At 40.8% G+C, this 18,202-nt stretch carries 13 protein-coding genes and 1 pseudogene; 7 read left to right on the forward strand and 7 right to left on the reverse strand.

The annotated features are described in order from the left end of the window. Positions 1–38: 38 nt before the first annotated feature. Together ACOAOT_RS05750 and ACOAOT_RS05755 are read right to left on the reverse strand one after the other, a co-directional pair. Complete coding sequence (locus ACOAOT_RS05750; protein WP_420216111.1) at positions 39–1,658, reverse strand: pectate lyase family protein; 1,620 nt, start codon at positions 1,656–1,658, stop codon at positions 39–41. A gap of 176 nt (positions 1,659–1,834) precedes the next feature. Then, a pseudogene (locus ACOAOT_RS05755) lies at positions 1,835–2,230 on the reverse strand (histidine phosphatase family protein); the annotation flags it as partial. 155 nt (positions 2,231–2,385) lie between these two features. On the opposite strand from ACOAOT_RS05755, the gene ACOAOT_RS05760 reads away from it, so the two are divergent. From ACOAOT_RS05760 to ACOAOT_RS05770, 3 genes are all read left to right on the forward strand, one after another. Next, positions 2,386–2,787, forward strand: coding sequence for a sigma-70 RNA polymerase sigma factor region 4 domain-containing protein (locus ACOAOT_RS05760; RefSeq protein WP_420216112.1), 402 nt, complete (start codon positions 2,386–2,388; stop codon positions 2,785–2,787). 40 nt (positions 2,788–2,827) lie between these two features. After that, positions 2,828–4,225: an RICIN domain-containing protein gene (locus ACOAOT_RS05765; RefSeq protein ID WP_420216113.1), complete on the forward strand. Its 1,398-nt coding sequence runs from the start codon at positions 2,828–2,830 to the stop codon at positions 4,223–4,225. 199 nt (positions 4,226–4,424) lie between these two features. Further along, a complete protein-coding gene (locus ACOAOT_RS05770; protein WP_420216114.1) occupies positions 4,425–7,349 on the forward strand; it encodes a glycoside hydrolase family 48 protein in 2,925 nt (974 codons plus the stop codon). A gap of 100 nt (positions 7,350–7,449) precedes the next feature. Here the strand turns inward: ACOAOT_RS05770 and ACOAOT_RS05775 are convergent, their stop codons facing one another. The 5 genes from ACOAOT_RS05775 to ACOAOT_RS05795 form a co-directional block, all read right to left on the reverse strand. After that, complete coding sequence (locus ACOAOT_RS05775; protein WP_420216116.1) at positions 7,450–9,732, reverse strand: adenosylcobalamin-dependent ribonucleoside-diphosphate reductase; 2,283 nt, start codon at positions 9,730–9,732, stop codon at positions 7,450–7,452. A gap of 314 nt (positions 9,733–10,046) precedes the next feature. Further along, entirely contained in the window at positions 10,047–11,018 is a 972-nt protein-coding gene (locus ACOAOT_RS05780) for a helix-turn-helix transcriptional regulator (RefSeq protein WP_420216117.1), read from the reverse strand. A gap of 81 nt (positions 11,019–11,099) precedes the next feature. After that, a complete protein-coding gene (locus tag ACOAOT_RS05785; protein ID WP_420216118.1) occupies positions 11,100–11,663 on the reverse strand; it encodes a GNAT family N-acetyltransferase in 564 nt (187 codons plus the stop codon). A gap of 8 nt (positions 11,664–11,671) precedes the next feature. Next, entirely contained in the window at positions 11,672–12,148 is a 477-nt protein-coding gene (locus ACOAOT_RS05790; RefSeq protein ID WP_420216119.1) for an SAM-dependent methyltransferase, read from the reverse strand. 86 nt (positions 12,149–12,234) lie between these two features. Further along, a complete protein-coding gene (locus ACOAOT_RS05795) occupies positions 12,235–13,050 on the reverse strand; it encodes a MerR family transcriptional regulator (protein ID WP_420216120.1) in 816 nt (271 codons plus the stop codon). A gap of 143 nt (positions 13,051–13,193) precedes the next feature. On the opposite strand from ACOAOT_RS05795, the gene ACOAOT_RS05800 reads away from it, so the two are divergent. The 4 genes from ACOAOT_RS05800 (at position 13,194) to ACOAOT_RS05815 (ending at position 18,130) form a co-directional block, all read left to right on the forward strand. After that, positions 13,194–14,600 carry a glycoside hydrolase family 1 protein gene (locus ACOAOT_RS05800; RefSeq protein ID WP_420216121.1) on the forward strand — a complete coding sequence of 469 codons (1,407 nt, stop codon included), beginning with the start codon at positions 13,194–13,196 and terminating at the stop codon, positions 14,598–14,600. 156 nt (positions 14,601–14,756) lie between these two features. Further along, complete coding sequence (locus ACOAOT_RS05805; protein ID WP_420216122.1) at positions 14,757–15,890, forward strand: glycoside hydrolase family 88 protein; 1,134 nt, start codon at positions 14,757–14,759, stop codon at positions 15,888–15,890. A gap of 17 nt (positions 15,891–15,907) precedes the next feature. Beyond that, complete coding sequence (locus tag ACOAOT_RS05810) at positions 15,908–17,050, forward strand: DUF2264 domain-containing protein (RefSeq protein ID WP_420216123.1); 1,143 nt, start codon at positions 15,908–15,910, stop codon at positions 17,048–17,050. 240 nt (positions 17,051–17,290) lie between these two features. Then, positions 17,291–18,130, forward strand: coding sequence for a PRD domain-containing protein (locus ACOAOT_RS05815; RefSeq protein WP_277407030.1), 840 nt, complete (start codon positions 17,291–17,293; stop codon positions 18,128–18,130). The last annotated feature ends 72 nt before the right edge of the window (positions 18,131–18,202 follow it).

Consider the following 18,202-nt stretch of genomic DNA (forward strand, 5'->3'; position numbering starts at 1 on the left):
CTATCATTTGGCTATTTTGCGGCACCCCAGTCTGGAGATTAATTTCCTCCAACTGATATTAGATTTGTAGTATAGCTTCTGATTCTGGACATTAATGCTGAATTTAAATCAGAAGAAGTATCATCAACTTCATTATTAAATTTCCAGGTAAAGTCACCCTGATTTAACCGCCCGGCACTTGTTGTAACAATTCCTTCCACATTACTCACGGGTTCAATATCAGAGAGGCTGACGCCAATGTCTTTGCCGGTATCAAAATTATTGTAAACAGTACTGCCTGCAATCGTTTTATAAAGACTGGGAACGGTTTCATTTCTTGCAGATGCTAAATATGCATCAAAGGAGACCGCATTTTTGCCTGTGGTTCCTTCATTGGAGTTTGCATAGATCAGGCTGGAGGCATTTTCTATTCTGTTGTTAAAGGCTTTGATCATACCGCCGTTTTCCCCGGAAAATGTACCCTGACCCAAAGCATCTGTGCCTTGTAAAGAACTCATCAAGGGGTATTTGCAGTGTCTGAAATAGTTTGATTCTACAAATGCAGAACTTCCTTTTGTTACCCCAACGCCGTATTTTGCATTACCATCAAAATAATTGTTGTAGATATGAACGGATGCTGCACGGATTCTTGGATGGCGGGAATCGGAATGATCGTACCAGTTATGATGGTAAGTTACAAAAAATTCTGCCGTATCCTTCATTCCGCAAAGAGAACATTTTCCAGAATCCCAGAAATGGTTGTAGGAGAGAGTTACATATGTGGATCCGCTCTTCACATCAGCAGAACCGTCTCCTTTTGCCTGATCAGCATCGGATCCTGCTTTTCCGTAAAAGATATCATTATTATGAACCCAGACATTACAGTTAGCTGTATCAAGTGAAATTCCATCGTCAGGGAACAGCATGATTCCTAAATTCCTGATTTCTAAGTTTCCGCAATTTCTGATTAAAACCCCCCATCCATATGCGGTTGCATCATCGCCAATACCTTCTAATGTCATATTCATTTCTTTGTAGGATGTTTTTCCTTTCACCTCAAAGTATCCATTGCTGTTAAGCGCTCCAGCCATATTGCTGTCCGTAACCTGTCCGATGAAGCGGATAGCGAGAGGAGTTGTGTCGTATCCTTTCTGGCGCAAAGTTAAAATCTCACCAATACCGGTACCTGTTTGCTTTTTGCCGGAACTGTTTACCTTAACATCAAGAGATACGGTTTTTGCTGTTTCAGAAGTCACATAAATTACCTGGGCATTCTCTTTTAAGATTCCGTTTTCCATATATGCGCCAGATCCGGATTTATACTGGGAGTCATGGGAAAAAGCAAATCCGGTTCTGTCGTTTGCCTTTACGGTGATAACGCCGGAAATAATGCTTTCTTTCGTGTTATTTGAGAGGATTGCTTCTGCTTTCATAATGTATTGGCCGGCTTCAAGACCTACTGCATCGGCTCTCCAATAGGTGGGATACTTTCTTATTAACTCATCGTCAAGTTGTGCATAAGCAGAATCACCAGCAGTCGAAGGTTTTATATAGACCTTGTAGGAGATTGCATTGCTGAGAGGGTTCCATTTCATATAAGCACTTTCAAACCAGCCCCCGCTTTCTGTCAGGGTAAGACCAGCACCAGAAGCTGGATGTAAATAATTTTCAGATATCATAGTTTAAAACCTCCTGTTATTCTAATTACAGAAAATCGGATCCAAGTTTTCTATGACTGAATATTATAACGACTGGTTCGTGCAATACAATGTAATTACGGCAAATATTTCAGGTGGTATCAGCCGGATGGTAAGCGCCACCAGTACAGGCAATAAGATCATATCGTCTATGCAGCCTATTTGATTTCATAGGTTAACAGCCCTCCGTTTTTTACAACACTTCTACTAAAGTCATAATTATCAGGCTTTCCTTTAAAATAGTAGTTAATGATCCGCGCGTTAGCACTATGTGTAACAATTAAAATATTATTTTCTATGTAATCTTTCATTATCATATTACAAAAATCCAAAGTTCGATTTACAAATACCTGAAATTTCTCTGTGCCTTTCTCTCCAGTTTTTATTGCTTGCCAAAATAATTGAAGAGAATCAGCCGTTTCGTCTGTACCCTCAAACTCACCACAATTAATTTCTGAAAGTCTGTCATCTAATATAATGGGTTCTTCACAAATAATTTCACAGGTTTGGCGTGCCCGCGTCTGAGGGCTGCTAAAGCATGCCTTAAAATTAAATACCCTAAACCATAAACTAAGACCATATTACCACGTATCACAATGGTTTTCCACTGTACCTGGTATTTAATATGATTTAAAAAATTATAATCAGGTTTACAATTCGCAGCCATTCTTCTTTTTACTTAGTAAATACCATCAAGGAGGATTTTCTGATGAATGGCAATACAGAGAAAAAAGAGCTGAAAAAAACTTACTTACAATCGTATCAGGCTCTCAGTTTTTCAATTAAAACGTTGGATGTCTTGATAAAACGTATGAAAGAGGAACAAAGACAATCCATGTCTGTCTTAGCGGCGCATTCTGGTTTAAACCAGTCTGATGTAGAGATGACGGATGTATTTACCTGCTTTAAAAAGCAGCTGGTAGAAAAAAATCTAATTTGCAGTGCAATTGTAAAGAAAGTGGAGTGTATGGACTGTGAAATAGAAAAAAACATACTTTTATTAAAATATATATCCGGATATACGTGGGAAGAAATCAGTGAGATAACCAATTACAGTTTAAGGCAGGTTTATAACATCCATAATCTTGCGCTGAATCATTTTCCCATGTGATAGAAACCGGTATTAATAAAAATAAGAAAGGGGTAACGAAATGAATAATTACGGACCATCAGTCATGTATACGTCACCTGCAGGTTCGCCTGCTCCAGGCGTATTATATGCAAGGGCTATGCAGACAGGCAATGGAGCAATGTATGCAACATTTGAACAGTACACCACAGGGGCAGCATCATTCCCCATATTTGAAAGCACAAATGAGGGAGAAACCTGGACAAAGGTGGGTGACGTAAAGGATACCCATAAGGGAGTAGGAATGAGATGGGAGCCACATTTATATGAGCTGCCTCAGGCGATAGGGAATATGCCGGCAGGTACGCTTTTGTGTGCCGGACTTGTTTTACCTTATGACCGGTCTTTCTGCGAGATTGATTTATATAAGAGCAGCGATGCAGGCAGAAACTGGACATATGTAAGCACAATTGCAGAAGGCAAGGCTGCGTATCCTGGAAACGATCCTGTCTGGGAGCCATTCTTAATGGTAGCCAATAACAGACTGATCTGTTATTACTCCGATGAACGGGATACTGCCCACAGTCAGAAATTAGTGCATCAGACTACAACAGACGGCATTCATTGGAGCAGTGTAGTAAATGATGTTGCACTTTCTAACAGCAGTCAGAGACCGGGTATGGCAGTGGTAACAAAAATGCCGGACGGTAATTATATTATGACTTATGAGATCATTGGAAATCCCGGAGGTGCATTTTATAAAATATCATCAGATCCCGAAAGCTGGAATCAGGCAGATGCCGGAACTTGTTTTGATCCGTCAGGAAGTGGTCCATATTGTGTAAATCTAAATGGCACAATTCTGTTAAGCAGCGGCGGTAACAATAAGTTATATACCAATCAAAATAATGGCATTGGCAGCTGGACGCAGATTGATTCTGTTATCGGTGCATGCTATTCCAGATGTCTTGTACCAATGCGTAACGGACGCCTGTTTGTGATTGGAGCGGGCTGGAATGGCAGTGGATTAAATAATGTGACTTATGGTGATATGTCAGTTTCAACAACAACAGATACCAATGTAAAACTTGTAAACCGGGCTACCGGATTGTGTATGGATGGATATGGATATACCACAAATGGCTCCGATTGCAATCAGTATACAAGCAATAGCAGTAACAATCAGAAATGGGTGCTTGAGCAATCCGGAAGCTATTATATGATCAGAAACGTTGCAACCGGATTGTATTTAGATGGTATGGCCCGAACGTCTAACGGCTCAGTTTGCGGTCAGTGGAGTAACAGTGGAAGTAACAATCAAAAATGGCTGCGGGAAAGTACAAATAATTTTTATAAATTTAAAAATGCTGCAACCGGACTTTATCTGGATGGAATGGGAGCAACTGCCAATGGATCGAATTTGTGCCAGTGGTCAGCCAGTACAAGCTTTAACCAGCAGTGGTCAGTTGTAACGTCTTAAGTGTATAGGAAGAATTTTGCAGCTTATTCATTTCCATGTTTACATTACAGTTTAAATATTCTTTATCTAAATTAGAAGTCAATTGGTTATCAACCTGCAATAAAAGGAAAGGAGAGGTGAGCGGAGAGGTAAGAGGTATTTCACAGGCAAGGAACCGACTGATGAATAAAAAGTTAAATAAAAAGGAGGTCATCGTTAGATGAGTAAGAAAGTTATTAGTAAGAGCACAGACAAATATCAAAACAGATTTTTGGAACTTTGGGGAGACATTAAGGATCCAAAAAATGGGTATTTCAGTAACAAAGGTATTCCATATCATTCGATTGAGACTATGATTGTAGAAGCTCCGGACTATGGACACGTAACGACAAGTGAAACTCTCAGCTACTATATGTGGCTGGAGGCAATGTACGGAAAGTTCACAGGAGATTTCAGCGGATTTAAAAAAGCCTGGGACACAGCAGAAACCTACATGATTCCTACGGAAAAAGATCAGCCAGAATCCAGTATGAGTAAATATTCAGCCAGCAAACCTGCTACTTATGCCCCGGAATGGGAATTGCCGGACTTATATCCTGCCCAGCTGAATTTTGGTGCAGCTGTTGGAACTGACCCGATCAATAGTGAACTGGCGGCTACATACGGCAGCAATACCATGTATGGAATGCATTGGTTATTAGATGCAGATAACTGGTACGGCTTTGGAAGCAGAGGCGACGGTGTGTCAACACCATCTTATATCAATACGTTCCAGAGAGGAGAACAGGAGTCTACCTGGGAGACCATCCCTCAGCCATGCTGGGAAACAATGAAATACGGCGGAAAGAATGGATATCTTGATCTGTTCACCGGAGACAGCAGCTATTCAAAGCAGTTTAAATACACCGATGCACCCGATGCAGACGCTCGTGCAATCCAGGCTACTTACTGGGCAAATAAATGGGCAGAAGAATATGGCGTTGACCTTGGAACCTATAATTCCAAAGCCAGCAAAATGGGTGATTATTTAAGATATGCCATGTTTGATAAATACTTCCGTAAAATCGGTAATCCGTCAGCTGCTGGTACCGGGTATGATGCAGCTCATTATCTCATGTCCTGGTATTATGCATGGGGCGGCGGAGTAGGTTCCGACTGGGCATGGAAAATTGGAGACAGCCATAACCATTTTGGATATCAGAATCCTATGACAGCCTGGATATTATCGGAAGACGAAGATTTAAAACCTCTGTCTAAAAAGGGAGCCAGCGACTGGAAGTTAAGTCTTGACAGACAGCTGGAATTCTATCAGTGGCTGCAGACTTCTGAAGGTGCAATTGCAGGCGGAGCCAGTAACTCACATAATGGCCGTTATGAAGAATGGCCGGCAGGTACTTCAACTTTTTATGGAATGGGATATGTAGCAAATCCTGTCTATGCAGATCCTGGAAGTAATACCTGGTTTGGTTTCCAGGCATGGTCCATGCAGCGTGTAGCTGAATACTATTACAAAACTAAGGATGAAAGAGCAAAAGCTATTCTGGATAAATGGGTTGGCTGGATTAAAACTGTGGTACAGCTGAAAGCAGACGGAACATATGCAATTCCTAACGGTCTTGACTGGTCCGGACAGCCTGATACCTGGACAGGTACTTATACAGGTAATAAGAACCTGCATGTAACTGTTACCAGCTACACCACAGACCTTGGTGTTACTGGTTCCCTTGCAAATACCTTATTGTATTACAGCAAGGCATCTGGTGATGATGAAGCAAGAGTGCTTGCAAAGGAATTACTGGATCGTATGTGGGATCTGTACAGAGATGATAAGGGCCTTTCAACGCCAGAACCAAGAACAGATTACAAACGGTTCTTTGAACAGGAGATCTACGTACCAGCAGGCTGGACTGGAAAAATGCCAAATGGGGATGTAATTAAATCCGGTGTTAAATTTTTAGACATTCGTTCCAAATATAAAGATGATCCGGATTATGAGAAACTTCTTACTGCTTATAACAATAATACTGATCCTGTATTTCAATACCACCGTTTCTGGGCACAGTGCGATATCGCCATTGCAAATGGTGTATATTCCCTGCTGTTTGGAGAAGGCGGTGAACCAGTCACCAACTCTGCAATCAACCCTGTAGTGGCAGCATTTGATAAGAATATTGCGGAACAAACAGATATAACAGTAGAACTTACCTTAAATGGTAATACGTTTACCGGTATTAAGGACGGAAGTACTTATTTAACGGAAGGTACAGATTATACCTTATCCGACAATACAGTCATTTTATCTAAAGAATATTTAGCAGGTCAGGATGTGGGTAAGTTAAAGCTTGTTTTTGATTTCAATAAGGGAGTTGATCCGGTACTGACAGTAACGATCACTGATTCCACACCAAGTGGTTCTGTGAAACCTGCAGCAGCCACCTTTGATAAGAACCCTGCGAAGCAGGCAGATGTTACCGCTGTCTTAACTATGGCAGGACATACACTAAAAGCTATCAGACTGGATAGTAAAGCGTTAGCTGAAGGTGTGGATTACACCATATCCGGAACCTCCGTTACATTCTTAAAAGCTTCACTGGCTGGTCTTGCTACAGGAACCTACAATGTAGTATTCGATTTAAGTGCAGGAACAGACCCTGTGATGGTTCTGACTGTAGTAGATACTTCTGTTGCAAAAGGCAGCATTAAGATACAGATGTATAATGCAAACACATCAGCACAGAGCGGTTCTCTCAGTCCGAAATTCAAGATCTACAATAACGGCACAACCAATGTAAAACTTTCTGATGTTAAAATCAGATATTATTACACGATAAATGGAGAAATTGATCAGAACTTCTGGTGTGACTGGTCTTCCGTTGGCAGCAGTAACATCACCGGAACCTTTGTTAAATTGTCTGCTCCAAAGAAGGATGCTGACTACTATCTGGAGGTTGGATTTACATCTGGAGCTGGAAGTCTGGCAGCAGGAGAGTATGCTGAGATCCAGATAAGAGTGACGAAAGCTAACTGGACAAATTATACTCAGACAGATGACTATTCCTTTGATGGCACAGCAATGAACTATGTGGATTCCCCAAAAGTCATTGGATATATATCTAACAGCCTGAAATGGGGAATTGAACCTTAAGGGATAGGAAACAAAATTCCATAAATATCAAAAGCAAAGCATGTCCCGGATTCTTATTATAAGGATCCGGAACATGCTTTATTATGGCTCGTCCATTATTCTATTCACATTTAGAGTATCCACAGCTTTTACAAGTATTACATCCGCCTTCAAATGTAAGTTCTAAACCACATATGGGACAAGGATTGACTACGTTTGCTCCATCCGCCTTATCATACGTATTATGGTTCTTTTTCAGTTGTGCTGTTTCTCCGTCAAATCCCATTTTATTAGCGCCATAATATTTTAAATGCAACTCTGACTGCATTTCTTCATACATCTGAGTCAGTGCTTTTCCAATTGACATTGGGCAGCTGGATCCAGGTGAGGTATCCCGCTTTGTTGCTGTCCGCACTGCATAGGATGAGCAAACCAGTGTACTTTCCAGCTGGTCAACAATATCTTCCAGTTCGATTCCACCTCTTGCAGCCAGTGAAATCATACGGCTTAAACCAACCATAAAACTATTGCATCCCCCTTTAGACCCTTTTGAAAGGAATATTTCCATAAATTTTCCGGTGAAGGGATCAAAGAATGCTTCACAGTGGAGCGTTCCGCAGCCAGTTCGCAGAGTTCTTCTTTTTCCAATACAGGCATCTGAAACTTTTACGATATGGCCCCGCTCCAGGTTCTGGGAAGTCTTTTCTTCACTGGTTGTTAATATCCCCAGACGCTTACATCCGTCTCTGAATATTGTAATTCCTTTCAGACCATATTGCCATGCCATAAAATACAAAGCCTGTACTTCTTCTTTTGTAAATTCTTTCGGGACATTAACAGTTGAACTAATGGATGCATCGATATGATTTTGCCAGACTGCCTGCATTTTAATTCGTTCCGTGTAGGGAAGTGACTGCGCAGTTACAAAGAAATCAGGCAGATCTTTTTCGTCTGTAATACCATTTTCATTCATATACTCCTGAACGATAGGGGTGTATATTTTATAAAATACATCTTCACCATGAAGACTTTCCGTTTTTCTAGTATAAGAATTGGAAAAAATAGGCTCTATTCCGCCAGATATACCAAGCATGGTTGACAGTGTCCCTGTTGGTGCAATTGTCAGGAGCTGGGAATTGAATAACCCTCCTGCTTCTTTCACAAATGCAGCTACTTCTTCATCTGTATTAGCTTTAAAAAATGGGGTTTCCATAATTTCTTCTATGTTGCACTTAGGAAACGGTCCGTTCTCCTTTGCAAGCTTTGCAGATTGATAAATAGCATTATGAATCATTTCTTTTGCAATTTTATCGCAAAGCTCAATACTTTCATCACTTCCGTATCGAATACCTAATTTAATGAGTAAGTCAGCAATACCCAATACACCTAGGCCGATCTGCCGCCAGTCCCGGACAGAATCCCGCTGCTCTTTAAGCGGGTGTAAAGGAAGACCTTCATCCAGTACTTCATTCAGAGCAGTTACACAGGTACGTACATCTTTTATAAAGTTTTCATGATCAAAGACTTTCGTATTATCTTTTATGGCAACGTAAGCGGAAAGATTAATTGCTCCAAGCAGGCAGGATCCCCCAGCCGGTAATGGTTCTTCCGCACATGGATTTGTTCCGGCATATTGGAATTCCCTGGTATTGGACAGCAGATTCCAGCTCTCAATACGATCCCAAAACAGCATTCCGGGTTCTGCATAATCCCAGTTCATCTCACTGATACGGCAAAAAATTTCATATGCATTTACTTCTTTTTCAATTACTTCACCAGTATCTTCTACTTGAAAGGTCAGCATAAAAGGCGCATGTTCCTTCACTGCTTCCATAAATGCATTCGTTATACGAATAGAAATATTTGCTTTTGTAACCTTGGTTAAATCGGATTTTATTTCAATAAATGATTCTAAATCCGGATGGGTACAGGGTATGCTGATCATTAACGCTCCCCGCCTTCCGTTTTGCCCAATTAATTCTGTTACTGCAGAGTATAAATCCATGAATGAAACGGAACCGCTTGTATTCTCAGCAGCATTGTGAACCAGGGCTCCTTTTGGTCTGAGCTTACCAATATCAACACCACAACCGCCTCCGTAGCTGTATGTCCTTGCCAGTGATTTAGCGGTATCAAAGATACTTTCGATATTATCTTCGGGTGGAGTTACTACATAACAATTGGAGTAGGTAATCTTCTTGCCAAATTTAAATAATCCTCTATTGGTTAAAATTCTTCCGGCAAATAAAAATTTCTTATTGATAATAAGCTCTGCTACTTTCTTGTTTCCTCCTGAGACACGCTCAACCCATTCGTCAAACTCTTCATTGTTATACCGGTATTTATTGTTCCAGATATCCTGCCCTAAAATATTGCCGCTCCCCAAGTATTCCATAATATCCATTCTAAAATTACCCTCTCTTCCCAAATAAGCTTATATCTGTATTGTGACCATATACAAAACAGGACAAAATACTATATATTGCGAAACGATATTTATTATATACTATATGTAGGACGATATCAATGGTTTTGTAATAAATAGTATTTATTAAAAATAACATATTATGCGTTATATTATAACAGGGTGAGATGGTAAATTGGGTGGAAGGGTTGTTGAGATTATGCTGGAAAAGGTATATCCGTATATATTAATCAGGGCTGTGCACCCGATATCACGGCACAGCCCCGAAGGATAACGTTATTTAGGATGTATTATCAGGACTGCTTTTTAACCGGTCGCACATATTTCCAGAACCGTTCCGGATTGTGATAGAAATAAAGAATTCTGCCGGGAGAAGTATCAAAGCAGTAGCCGGTATCTGAAAAATCAAAGTCCGTCATTGCCTTTTCAATCTTTTCTTCCACACTTCGGTTTTCCTGTTCATAATCAAATGGTCCGTGTTCAAATGTAATATACTCTGCTTCCGGCACATCAATCAGAAGCATTTGAGTCGGTACTTCGCCTTTGTAATCAGCAGGAAGGCGGACTCCATAACACTCTGTGCGTGGGATTCCCCAATCGCAAAGCCGTCCGTCTGGGTCATTCATATAAGCCATAATCTGGCCGCTGCCGCTGTTTGATTCCGTTCCGCCTTCGTCATCCAGTTTGCCCTTAATACTATCCAGTAAGCCGCAGATGGTGTCGCAGTCCTGTCCAGGAATCAGACTTTGTTTCTGCCAAAAATCCCAATATCCATTGCTTTCATAGTTTTTAATGTACAAAAACTTGTGTGCTGGAATGGTAACAAAATAAATCTTTACATCATTTTCCGATTTCATCATGCCAATTTCTCCAAATCCTAAAAAGTAGCGGTCGAAAGGGGTTATTTTAGTACGAAGAACTACAGGTTTGGGCGTTTTCCGGTATTCACTTGGAGTGATACCATAGGAATTCTTAAACGCTCTGGTAAAGGCTTCATGGGATGAAAAACCATAATCAAAAGCAATGTCTAAAAAACTTTTTTTACTGTCACGAACCTCTTTTAACGCAAAGGCTAACCTTCTGAGCCGTAAATATTCCCTGAACTGCATACCTGATATTTCTTTGAATTTTCTAGTTGTATGAAAGTCAGAATAACCAAGTTTGCGGGAAAGAAATTTAAGAGTCAGCGATTCATCATGATGCTGTCTGATTGATTCATCGATTTCATCAACAATTAGCTGAATTTGCTTGTGCCATTCGTACATTTCCCTGTTCACCTCGTTTCAATCGCTCTAAAAGAATTATAACCGATAAGAAATCAGAATTCTTGATTTTACTTGCTGATATTACGGTTTAACATATTGACCAGTATAGTCATCTTTCAACATACCATATAAATAGTAGTCACAGTAAGTATTTACCATTTTGCCGTTACGGATATGTCCTTCACGCTTAAATCCTGCTTTTTCAAGTGTTTTACAGGAAGCATAATTTAAAATATGGACATCAGACCACAATCGCTGCAGCTCCGTTTCCTCAAAACAGAATGTAACAACCCGAAATAATGCTTCTGTCATTATGCCCTTGCCTTGGTAGGCAGGAGAAAGTCGAAAAGCAACTTTTGCCATTCGATCATTCTCAATTAAGTATATCCATAGTTCTCCAATAACCTTATTATTTGCTTTATGAATAATCCCCCAATGAAAACTTTTCGTCGGTTTATCCTTTTTCTGGAAGAGAAGCTCCGGATTTAAATCACTTTTTCCGGGACGTTTTCCCCAATACTGGTATAGGGAGTTCTCGCCTGACCATTCTTTCAAATCGGAAACATCACAAGGCATAAGTTCTCGCAACATAAGTCTTTCTGAATGAAGTACTGGCTTATGATTGATATAATCTTTTAAGCTCATAAGCCCTCCTAAAAATTGAATACCTCTTCCCATGCAAAACAGGCGGATTCTTCTGTACTTTTAGGCCAATCACTGCACCATGCAGGTACACCAGGAGTTTCTACCCTGTCAAAGCTTGGTGTATAGGGTTTAATGTCAATCACCGGTGTATTATCGTTAGCGTCAATAAAAGCAATTTGTATGATCCCTCTTTCATAATCAATGTGGATCACATCGACTGTGGTCAAAGCAATTGGATTAGGACGAAACGGTGATCTTGTGGCAAAAACCCCTATTACTTCGGGAGCGCCTTTATAGGGCTGCTCTGCCTGCAGCGTTGAGCGGGATTGATCATCATCAAAATCGCTGAACCACCAGAAGATATTAATATTGCTGAATCCTTCCAATGCCTGCAGAGCTGGAATATAGTGTTCATATACCTCAATAAACGTGCCGTCATCGTTGTTATGAACCGTTCCAATTGGTTTCACTGTAAAATTATTCATGTATTTTTCCTCCATTTTCTTGATTTCAAGCAGAGCATAACCCCTCACACCATGTGAGAGTCAAGCGGTTAAAAAGAGAAATTGGGCTATTTATTTTTAAGTGGTATCTGAATCTCAATCAGATATTTTTCAGGGCTGCTTTCATTCCACGGCCCGCGGTGTACGAGTTGTCTGGTTGGTGAAGACATTTCATACTGGCTGTTTTCATGCAGCCATTGTGCAAATGCAAGGTAAGCGCCAGCAATATTTGAAAAGGCTCCGTATACCATTGTGCATGCCATCATTGGTACCGGATCAACGTTTCTAAACGTAAAGCCATCTATATTTTCCCCCTGTCTTTTAACAGGTGCGCATAACTCAACGTCTACATCTTTTTCCCTGTATTCGGTATCATAGTAGATAGAGAACGTATTTTTTGATATTTGTATCTGATGTTCAGCTGCAAAGTCGGATAACTCCTGCCATAAATCACCCTCTGCGTAATAATCCGGTATTGTGCGGCGTAAGGAAAGAACCGGACAACCTGGTATGGATTTAATTGAAATGTTATAATGCATTTCACTTTTTTTATTTAATAGTTCATTTTTTGCAAGCTCTATTTTATTTATTTTTTCTTGTTCAGCCTGGATTGCCTGTTTTACCTCCAACTGCTTCCTGTCCAGCTGCGTTACTAAAGAGGCGTCATTTTCGATAGTCAGAGCTGCCGCAATTTCTGAAACAGTAAAACCGCTGTCACGAAGATAGATAATTTTGTTCAATATCGGTATCTGGTCTGCAGAATACATACGATATCCCGTCCAGGAGTCTATTTCAGCAGGTTTTAAAAGCCCTGCCTCATCATAATATCGGAGCATACGAATTGTTACATGGGTCAGCTTTGAAAATTCACCTATCTGAAACATCAATTATCCCCCTTTTTGGATTTCTCCCTTTATTATAAACATGATTGAATGATACTTCAATTTTTTTGTAAGTTGTTTATTTCATAAAAATCTGTTATTATAGTCGACATCTCTATAAAAGGAAAAGGAGGACTAACTGCTATATGAAATTTCCAGATGGATTCCTATGGGGAGGAGCAGTGGCTGCGAACCAGTGTGAAGGAGCATATAACGAAGACGGAAAGGGGTTAAGTACCCAGGATGTGACTCCACGCGGTATTAAAGGACCAATAACAAAAGAACCCACTCCAGATAATATGAAGCTGGTAGGAATTGACTTCTACCATCGATACAAGGACGATATTAAGCTTTTTGCAGAAATGGGTTTTAAAGTGTTCCGCACCTCAATTGCCTGGAGCCGGATATTCCCAAATGGGGATGAGAAAGAACCCAATGAGAAAGGGCTTCAGTTTTACGATGATTTATTTGATGAATTACTAAAACATGGAATTGAACCGCTGGTAACGATTTCTCATTATGAGACACCTTTAAACCTGTCCATTCAGTATGATGGATGGATAAACCGGGATATGATCAGCTTTTATGAGCGCTATGTCAGAACAATTTTTAAACGCTTCGGTGGAAAGGTGAAATACTGGCTGACATTTAATGAGATAAATTCCGTGCTTCATGAACCCTTTTTAAGCGGGGGAATTTATACAGATAAGAGCAAATTAAAGAAACAGGATCTTTATCAGGCCATTCACCATGAGCTGGTGGCCAGTGCACTGGCTACGAAAATCGGCCATGAGATGATGCCTGGATGCAAAATGGGCTGTATGATCTTAAGCATGCCAATGTATGCCCTGACCTCTAATCCGGATGATGTAATTGCAGTCATGAAATCAGATCATATGAATACATTTTTTGGCGATATGCATGTCAGAGGCCAGTATCCTGGTTATATGAAACGGTATTTCAGGGAAAATAATATTCAGATTGAGATGGCAGATGGGGATGAAGAGCTGTTAAAGGATCATACTGTGGATTTCGTATCATTCAGCTACTACATGAGTATTTGTGAAGCCGCTGACCATTCCAAGGCACAGGCAGGAGAGGGAAATCTCATGGGCGGCGTGACAAATCCCTATTTAAAACAAAGTGAATGGGGCTGGGCGATCGATCCCCAGGGACTTCGCTATGTGCTCAATCAGTTTTATGACCGGTGGCAGAAACCTCTGTTTATTGTGGAGAACGGATTAGGCGCAGTTGATGAGCTTGTAACACAGCCGGATGGAACAAAGACAGTCCTTGATGATTACCGGATTAATTATTTAAGAGATCATTTGATTCAGGTAGGGGAAGCCATAGAAGACGGAGTCCCGGTTATGGGATACACAAGCTGGGGCTGCATTGACTTAGTCAGTGCTTCAACTGCGGAATTAAAGAAACGGTATGGTTTTATCTATGTGGACCGAAATGATGACGGAACTGGTACATTAAACAGATATAAGAAAAAATCCTTTGACTGGTACAAAAATGTGATCGCAACCAATGGGGAAAGTCTGTAAAAGTTTACAAATAATAGTTGATTTCTTTCACACTCCTGTGATAAGCTTTAGATAGTTCACAGGAGTGTTACTATTAAATTAGGCAAGTCTGCATCTGTTTTTGGTGCATACTTGTTTTTTTTTATAATAAGGTTGGGTTTTAAGAAAGGGGTATCTATGAAATTATCAGTGAGCCAGGAATTGTGGGTGGATGAAACTCTGGAAAAAATTAAATCAAAAATGCTTTTTGTAGCAGAACGCAATCAGAACAAGATACCATATACGGCGGAAAACGGAGTTTTCAATGATTACTCCCAGGAGAAGATCTACTGGTGGACCAATGGTTTCTGGGCTGGAATCATGTGGCAGATGTATCATGTCACCGGAAATAATCTGTATAAAGAGATTGCAGTAAAAACAGAGCAGAAGATGGATCAGAATTTTCTGATGCCGGCAAAACTGGATCACGATAATGGGTTTAAATGGCTTCCCTCGGCAGTGGCCAATTACCGTATTACGGGAAGCCAGGAGTCCCGAGACAGAGGACTACTGGCGGCAGAACTGCTGGCGGGACGTTACAATCCTGCCGGACATTTCCTTCGTGCATGGAATGAATGGGGAGGAGAAAAACACCTTGGCTGGGCAATTATTGACTGCATGATGAATCTGCCGCTGTTATACTGGGCATGGAAGGAAACCGAGGACCCCAGATATCGGCATATAGCGGTTAACCATGCGGACATGGCACAGACCTGTTTTGTAAGGCCCGATGGTTCGGTCAACCATATCGTTGAATTTAATCCGGAAACCGGTGAAATGATAAAATCCCACGGAGGTCAGGGATACGAAGATGGATCTTCCTGGACAAGAGGACAGGCATGGGGAATTTATGGGTTTGTTTTAAGTTACAGACATACACAAAAAGAATCGTATCTGAATACTGCTAAGGTCATTGCAAATTATTTTATTGCCAATATCCCGGACAGCAGTCTGATCCCTGTGGATTTCGCCCAGCCACAGACCTGCAGCTGGGAAGATTCTACGGCTGCGGCCTGTTCTGCCTGCGCAATGATTGAACTTTCCAAATATGTCAAAGAATCTGAGAAGCATGTTTACATTAATTCAGCCATTCGTCTTTTAAAGGCACTGGATGAGAGCCGTTGTAACTGGAATCCCGACATTGATAATCTTTTGGAAAACTGTTCTGCAGCTTACCATGATACGAGACACAATTTCCCAATGATTTATGCTGATTATTACTTTATAGAGGCTGTTTTGAAACTGGCCGAAAAAGATTTATTTATCTGGTAAAAGAAAGGAATCACATTATGTCCATGAAGACTGAGGTAAGATCATACTGGTTAAATACAATGCTTAAAATCTCTCTGCCGGTACTTGAAAATCTGGCAAATGACAGTTTAAAGGTACACCTGCCCAATACAAATCCCAGCTGCCATAAAAATGCATTGCTGGAGACATTTGGGCGTACCGCTTATGGGATCAGTCCATGGCTGGAACTGGAGGGCCTCACCGGAGAAGAAAAAAAGATGCAGGATTCCTGTCGGAAGCTTTTTCATAAGGCACTGGCCAACGCAACCGATCCGAAAGCCAAAGACTATATGATATTTGGAGGAGAAGAGGATGAAAGGCAGCCTCTGGTAGATGCAGCGTTTTTATGCAGTGCCCTGGTAAGAGCACAAAACAGTCTTGTTGGCAATATGGATGGGAAAACAAAGGAGCAGCTGATTCGCTGCCTGATGATTACCAGAAGGATTCAGCCGTTAGATAATAACTGGGTCTTATTCAGCGCCATGGTAGAGACCGGCCTTTATCTTCTGGGAGGAGAGTATGACAAGGACCGGATTCGTAACTGTGTCCGTAAGATGCTTGGCTGGTATAAAGGGGACGGACTTTACGGAGATGGAGAAGTATTTCATTTTGACTATTACAACAGCTTTGTCATACAACCGATGTTGCTGGATATTATGAATTGTATTAAAGATATGGAACAGGAGATGCTGCCTGTAGTCTGGCAGCGTTCAAAGCGGTATGCAGCAATTTTGGAGAGGATGATTTCTCCGGAGGGGACATTTCCAATCGTAGGACGTTCCGTATGCTACCGGTTTGGCGCATTTCAGACTTTATCGCAGATGGCCCTGTACCACAGCCTTCCAGAGGAACTTACTCCTGCGCAGGTGCGCTGTGCCCTGACTGCAGTGATGAAACGGATTATCGATGGACCAGGTATATTTGATGAAAACGGCTGGTTGAAAACCGGTGTCTGCGGCTATCAGCCGGATTTGGGAGAGCGGTATATCAATACTGGCAGTTTGTATTTATGTACAACAGTATTTCTGGCTCTGGGGCTTTTGCAGGAGGACCCGTTCTGGTCAGATGAGGATCAGCCATGGACCTCGCAAAAAATATACTCCGGTCAAAATATAGCTGCAGATAAAGCCATTAAGTTATAAAAAACAATAGAAACATAAGGTTAAAAACAGTAAATGTGTACAAAATATATGAATCAATATTGGTTAAAATACCGATTGCCTTTGCAACACTCCTGTGATAAGCTTTACGTAGTTTACAGGAGTGTTACTATTAAATTAGGCAAGTCTGCATCTGTTTTATTTGGTGCACGCTTGTTTTTTTTGTTTTTAATCCATCTGTAGCATTATGTTTTTTTACACATTGAGATCGAGGAAACTTTTATGAAAATGGTTATTAAGCAGATTTTAAATACAAATGCTGTGATATCAAACGATGAAAATGGACAGGATGTCCTGCTGCTTGGAAGCGGACTTGGATTTAAAAGCCGTATCGGCGATGCCATCGATCAGGAGCGGGTTGAAAAACAATTTATTCTGAAAGATAAAAACCATAAAAGTCAGTTCCGGGAAATACTTGATACAGTGCCCCAGGAATACATCATGGTTGCAGAGGATGTCATTGATTTTGCAGTTCAGGTCTTTGATATGACTCTCAATGAAACCATTCATATTTCCCTGGTCGATCATATTTATCATGCAGTAGAAAATTTTCAGCAGGGGCTAGTCGTACCCAACTCCATTTTACATGATATTATACGGTTTTATCCGGACGAATATAAGGTCGGACAAAAGATGCTGGATTTAATTGAATCCAAATTTGGTTACAGGTTATCCAATGATGAGGCGGGATTTGTGGCTATGCATTTTGTAACAGCCCGGCATAATCAGATAAGCGGTAATGCGAAAAAGATGATTGTCATGGTGAGCGAACTCAATGATCTGATTATGTCAGAACTGAATTTTCAGGTGAAGGAAGATTCGCTTCCCTATTACCGATATATGACCCATTTGAAATTCTTTGCCCAGCGTGTCATGAAAAAGTATTATTATAAAGAGCATGGCGGGGCGCGTATGTTAGAAGAGCTGCTTAGGAACTACCCCGATGAATATCGTTGCAGCCAGAAGGTATGTCAATACATTGAAGATAAATATCATTATAAAGCAGGACACGATGAATTAGTTTATCTGGCAGTTCATCTGTCACAATTAAAAAACAGTTAGTTTTAGGCAGTGTTATGATTCAGTTCAGCAAAGCCTGGTTATTCTCTTAAATGATAGGGGATAACCAGGCTT

This window comes from Lacrimispora struthionigena (assembly GCF_048627165.1).
Lineage (GTDB): Bacteria > Bacillota > Clostridia > Lachnospirales > Lachnospiraceae > Lacrimispora.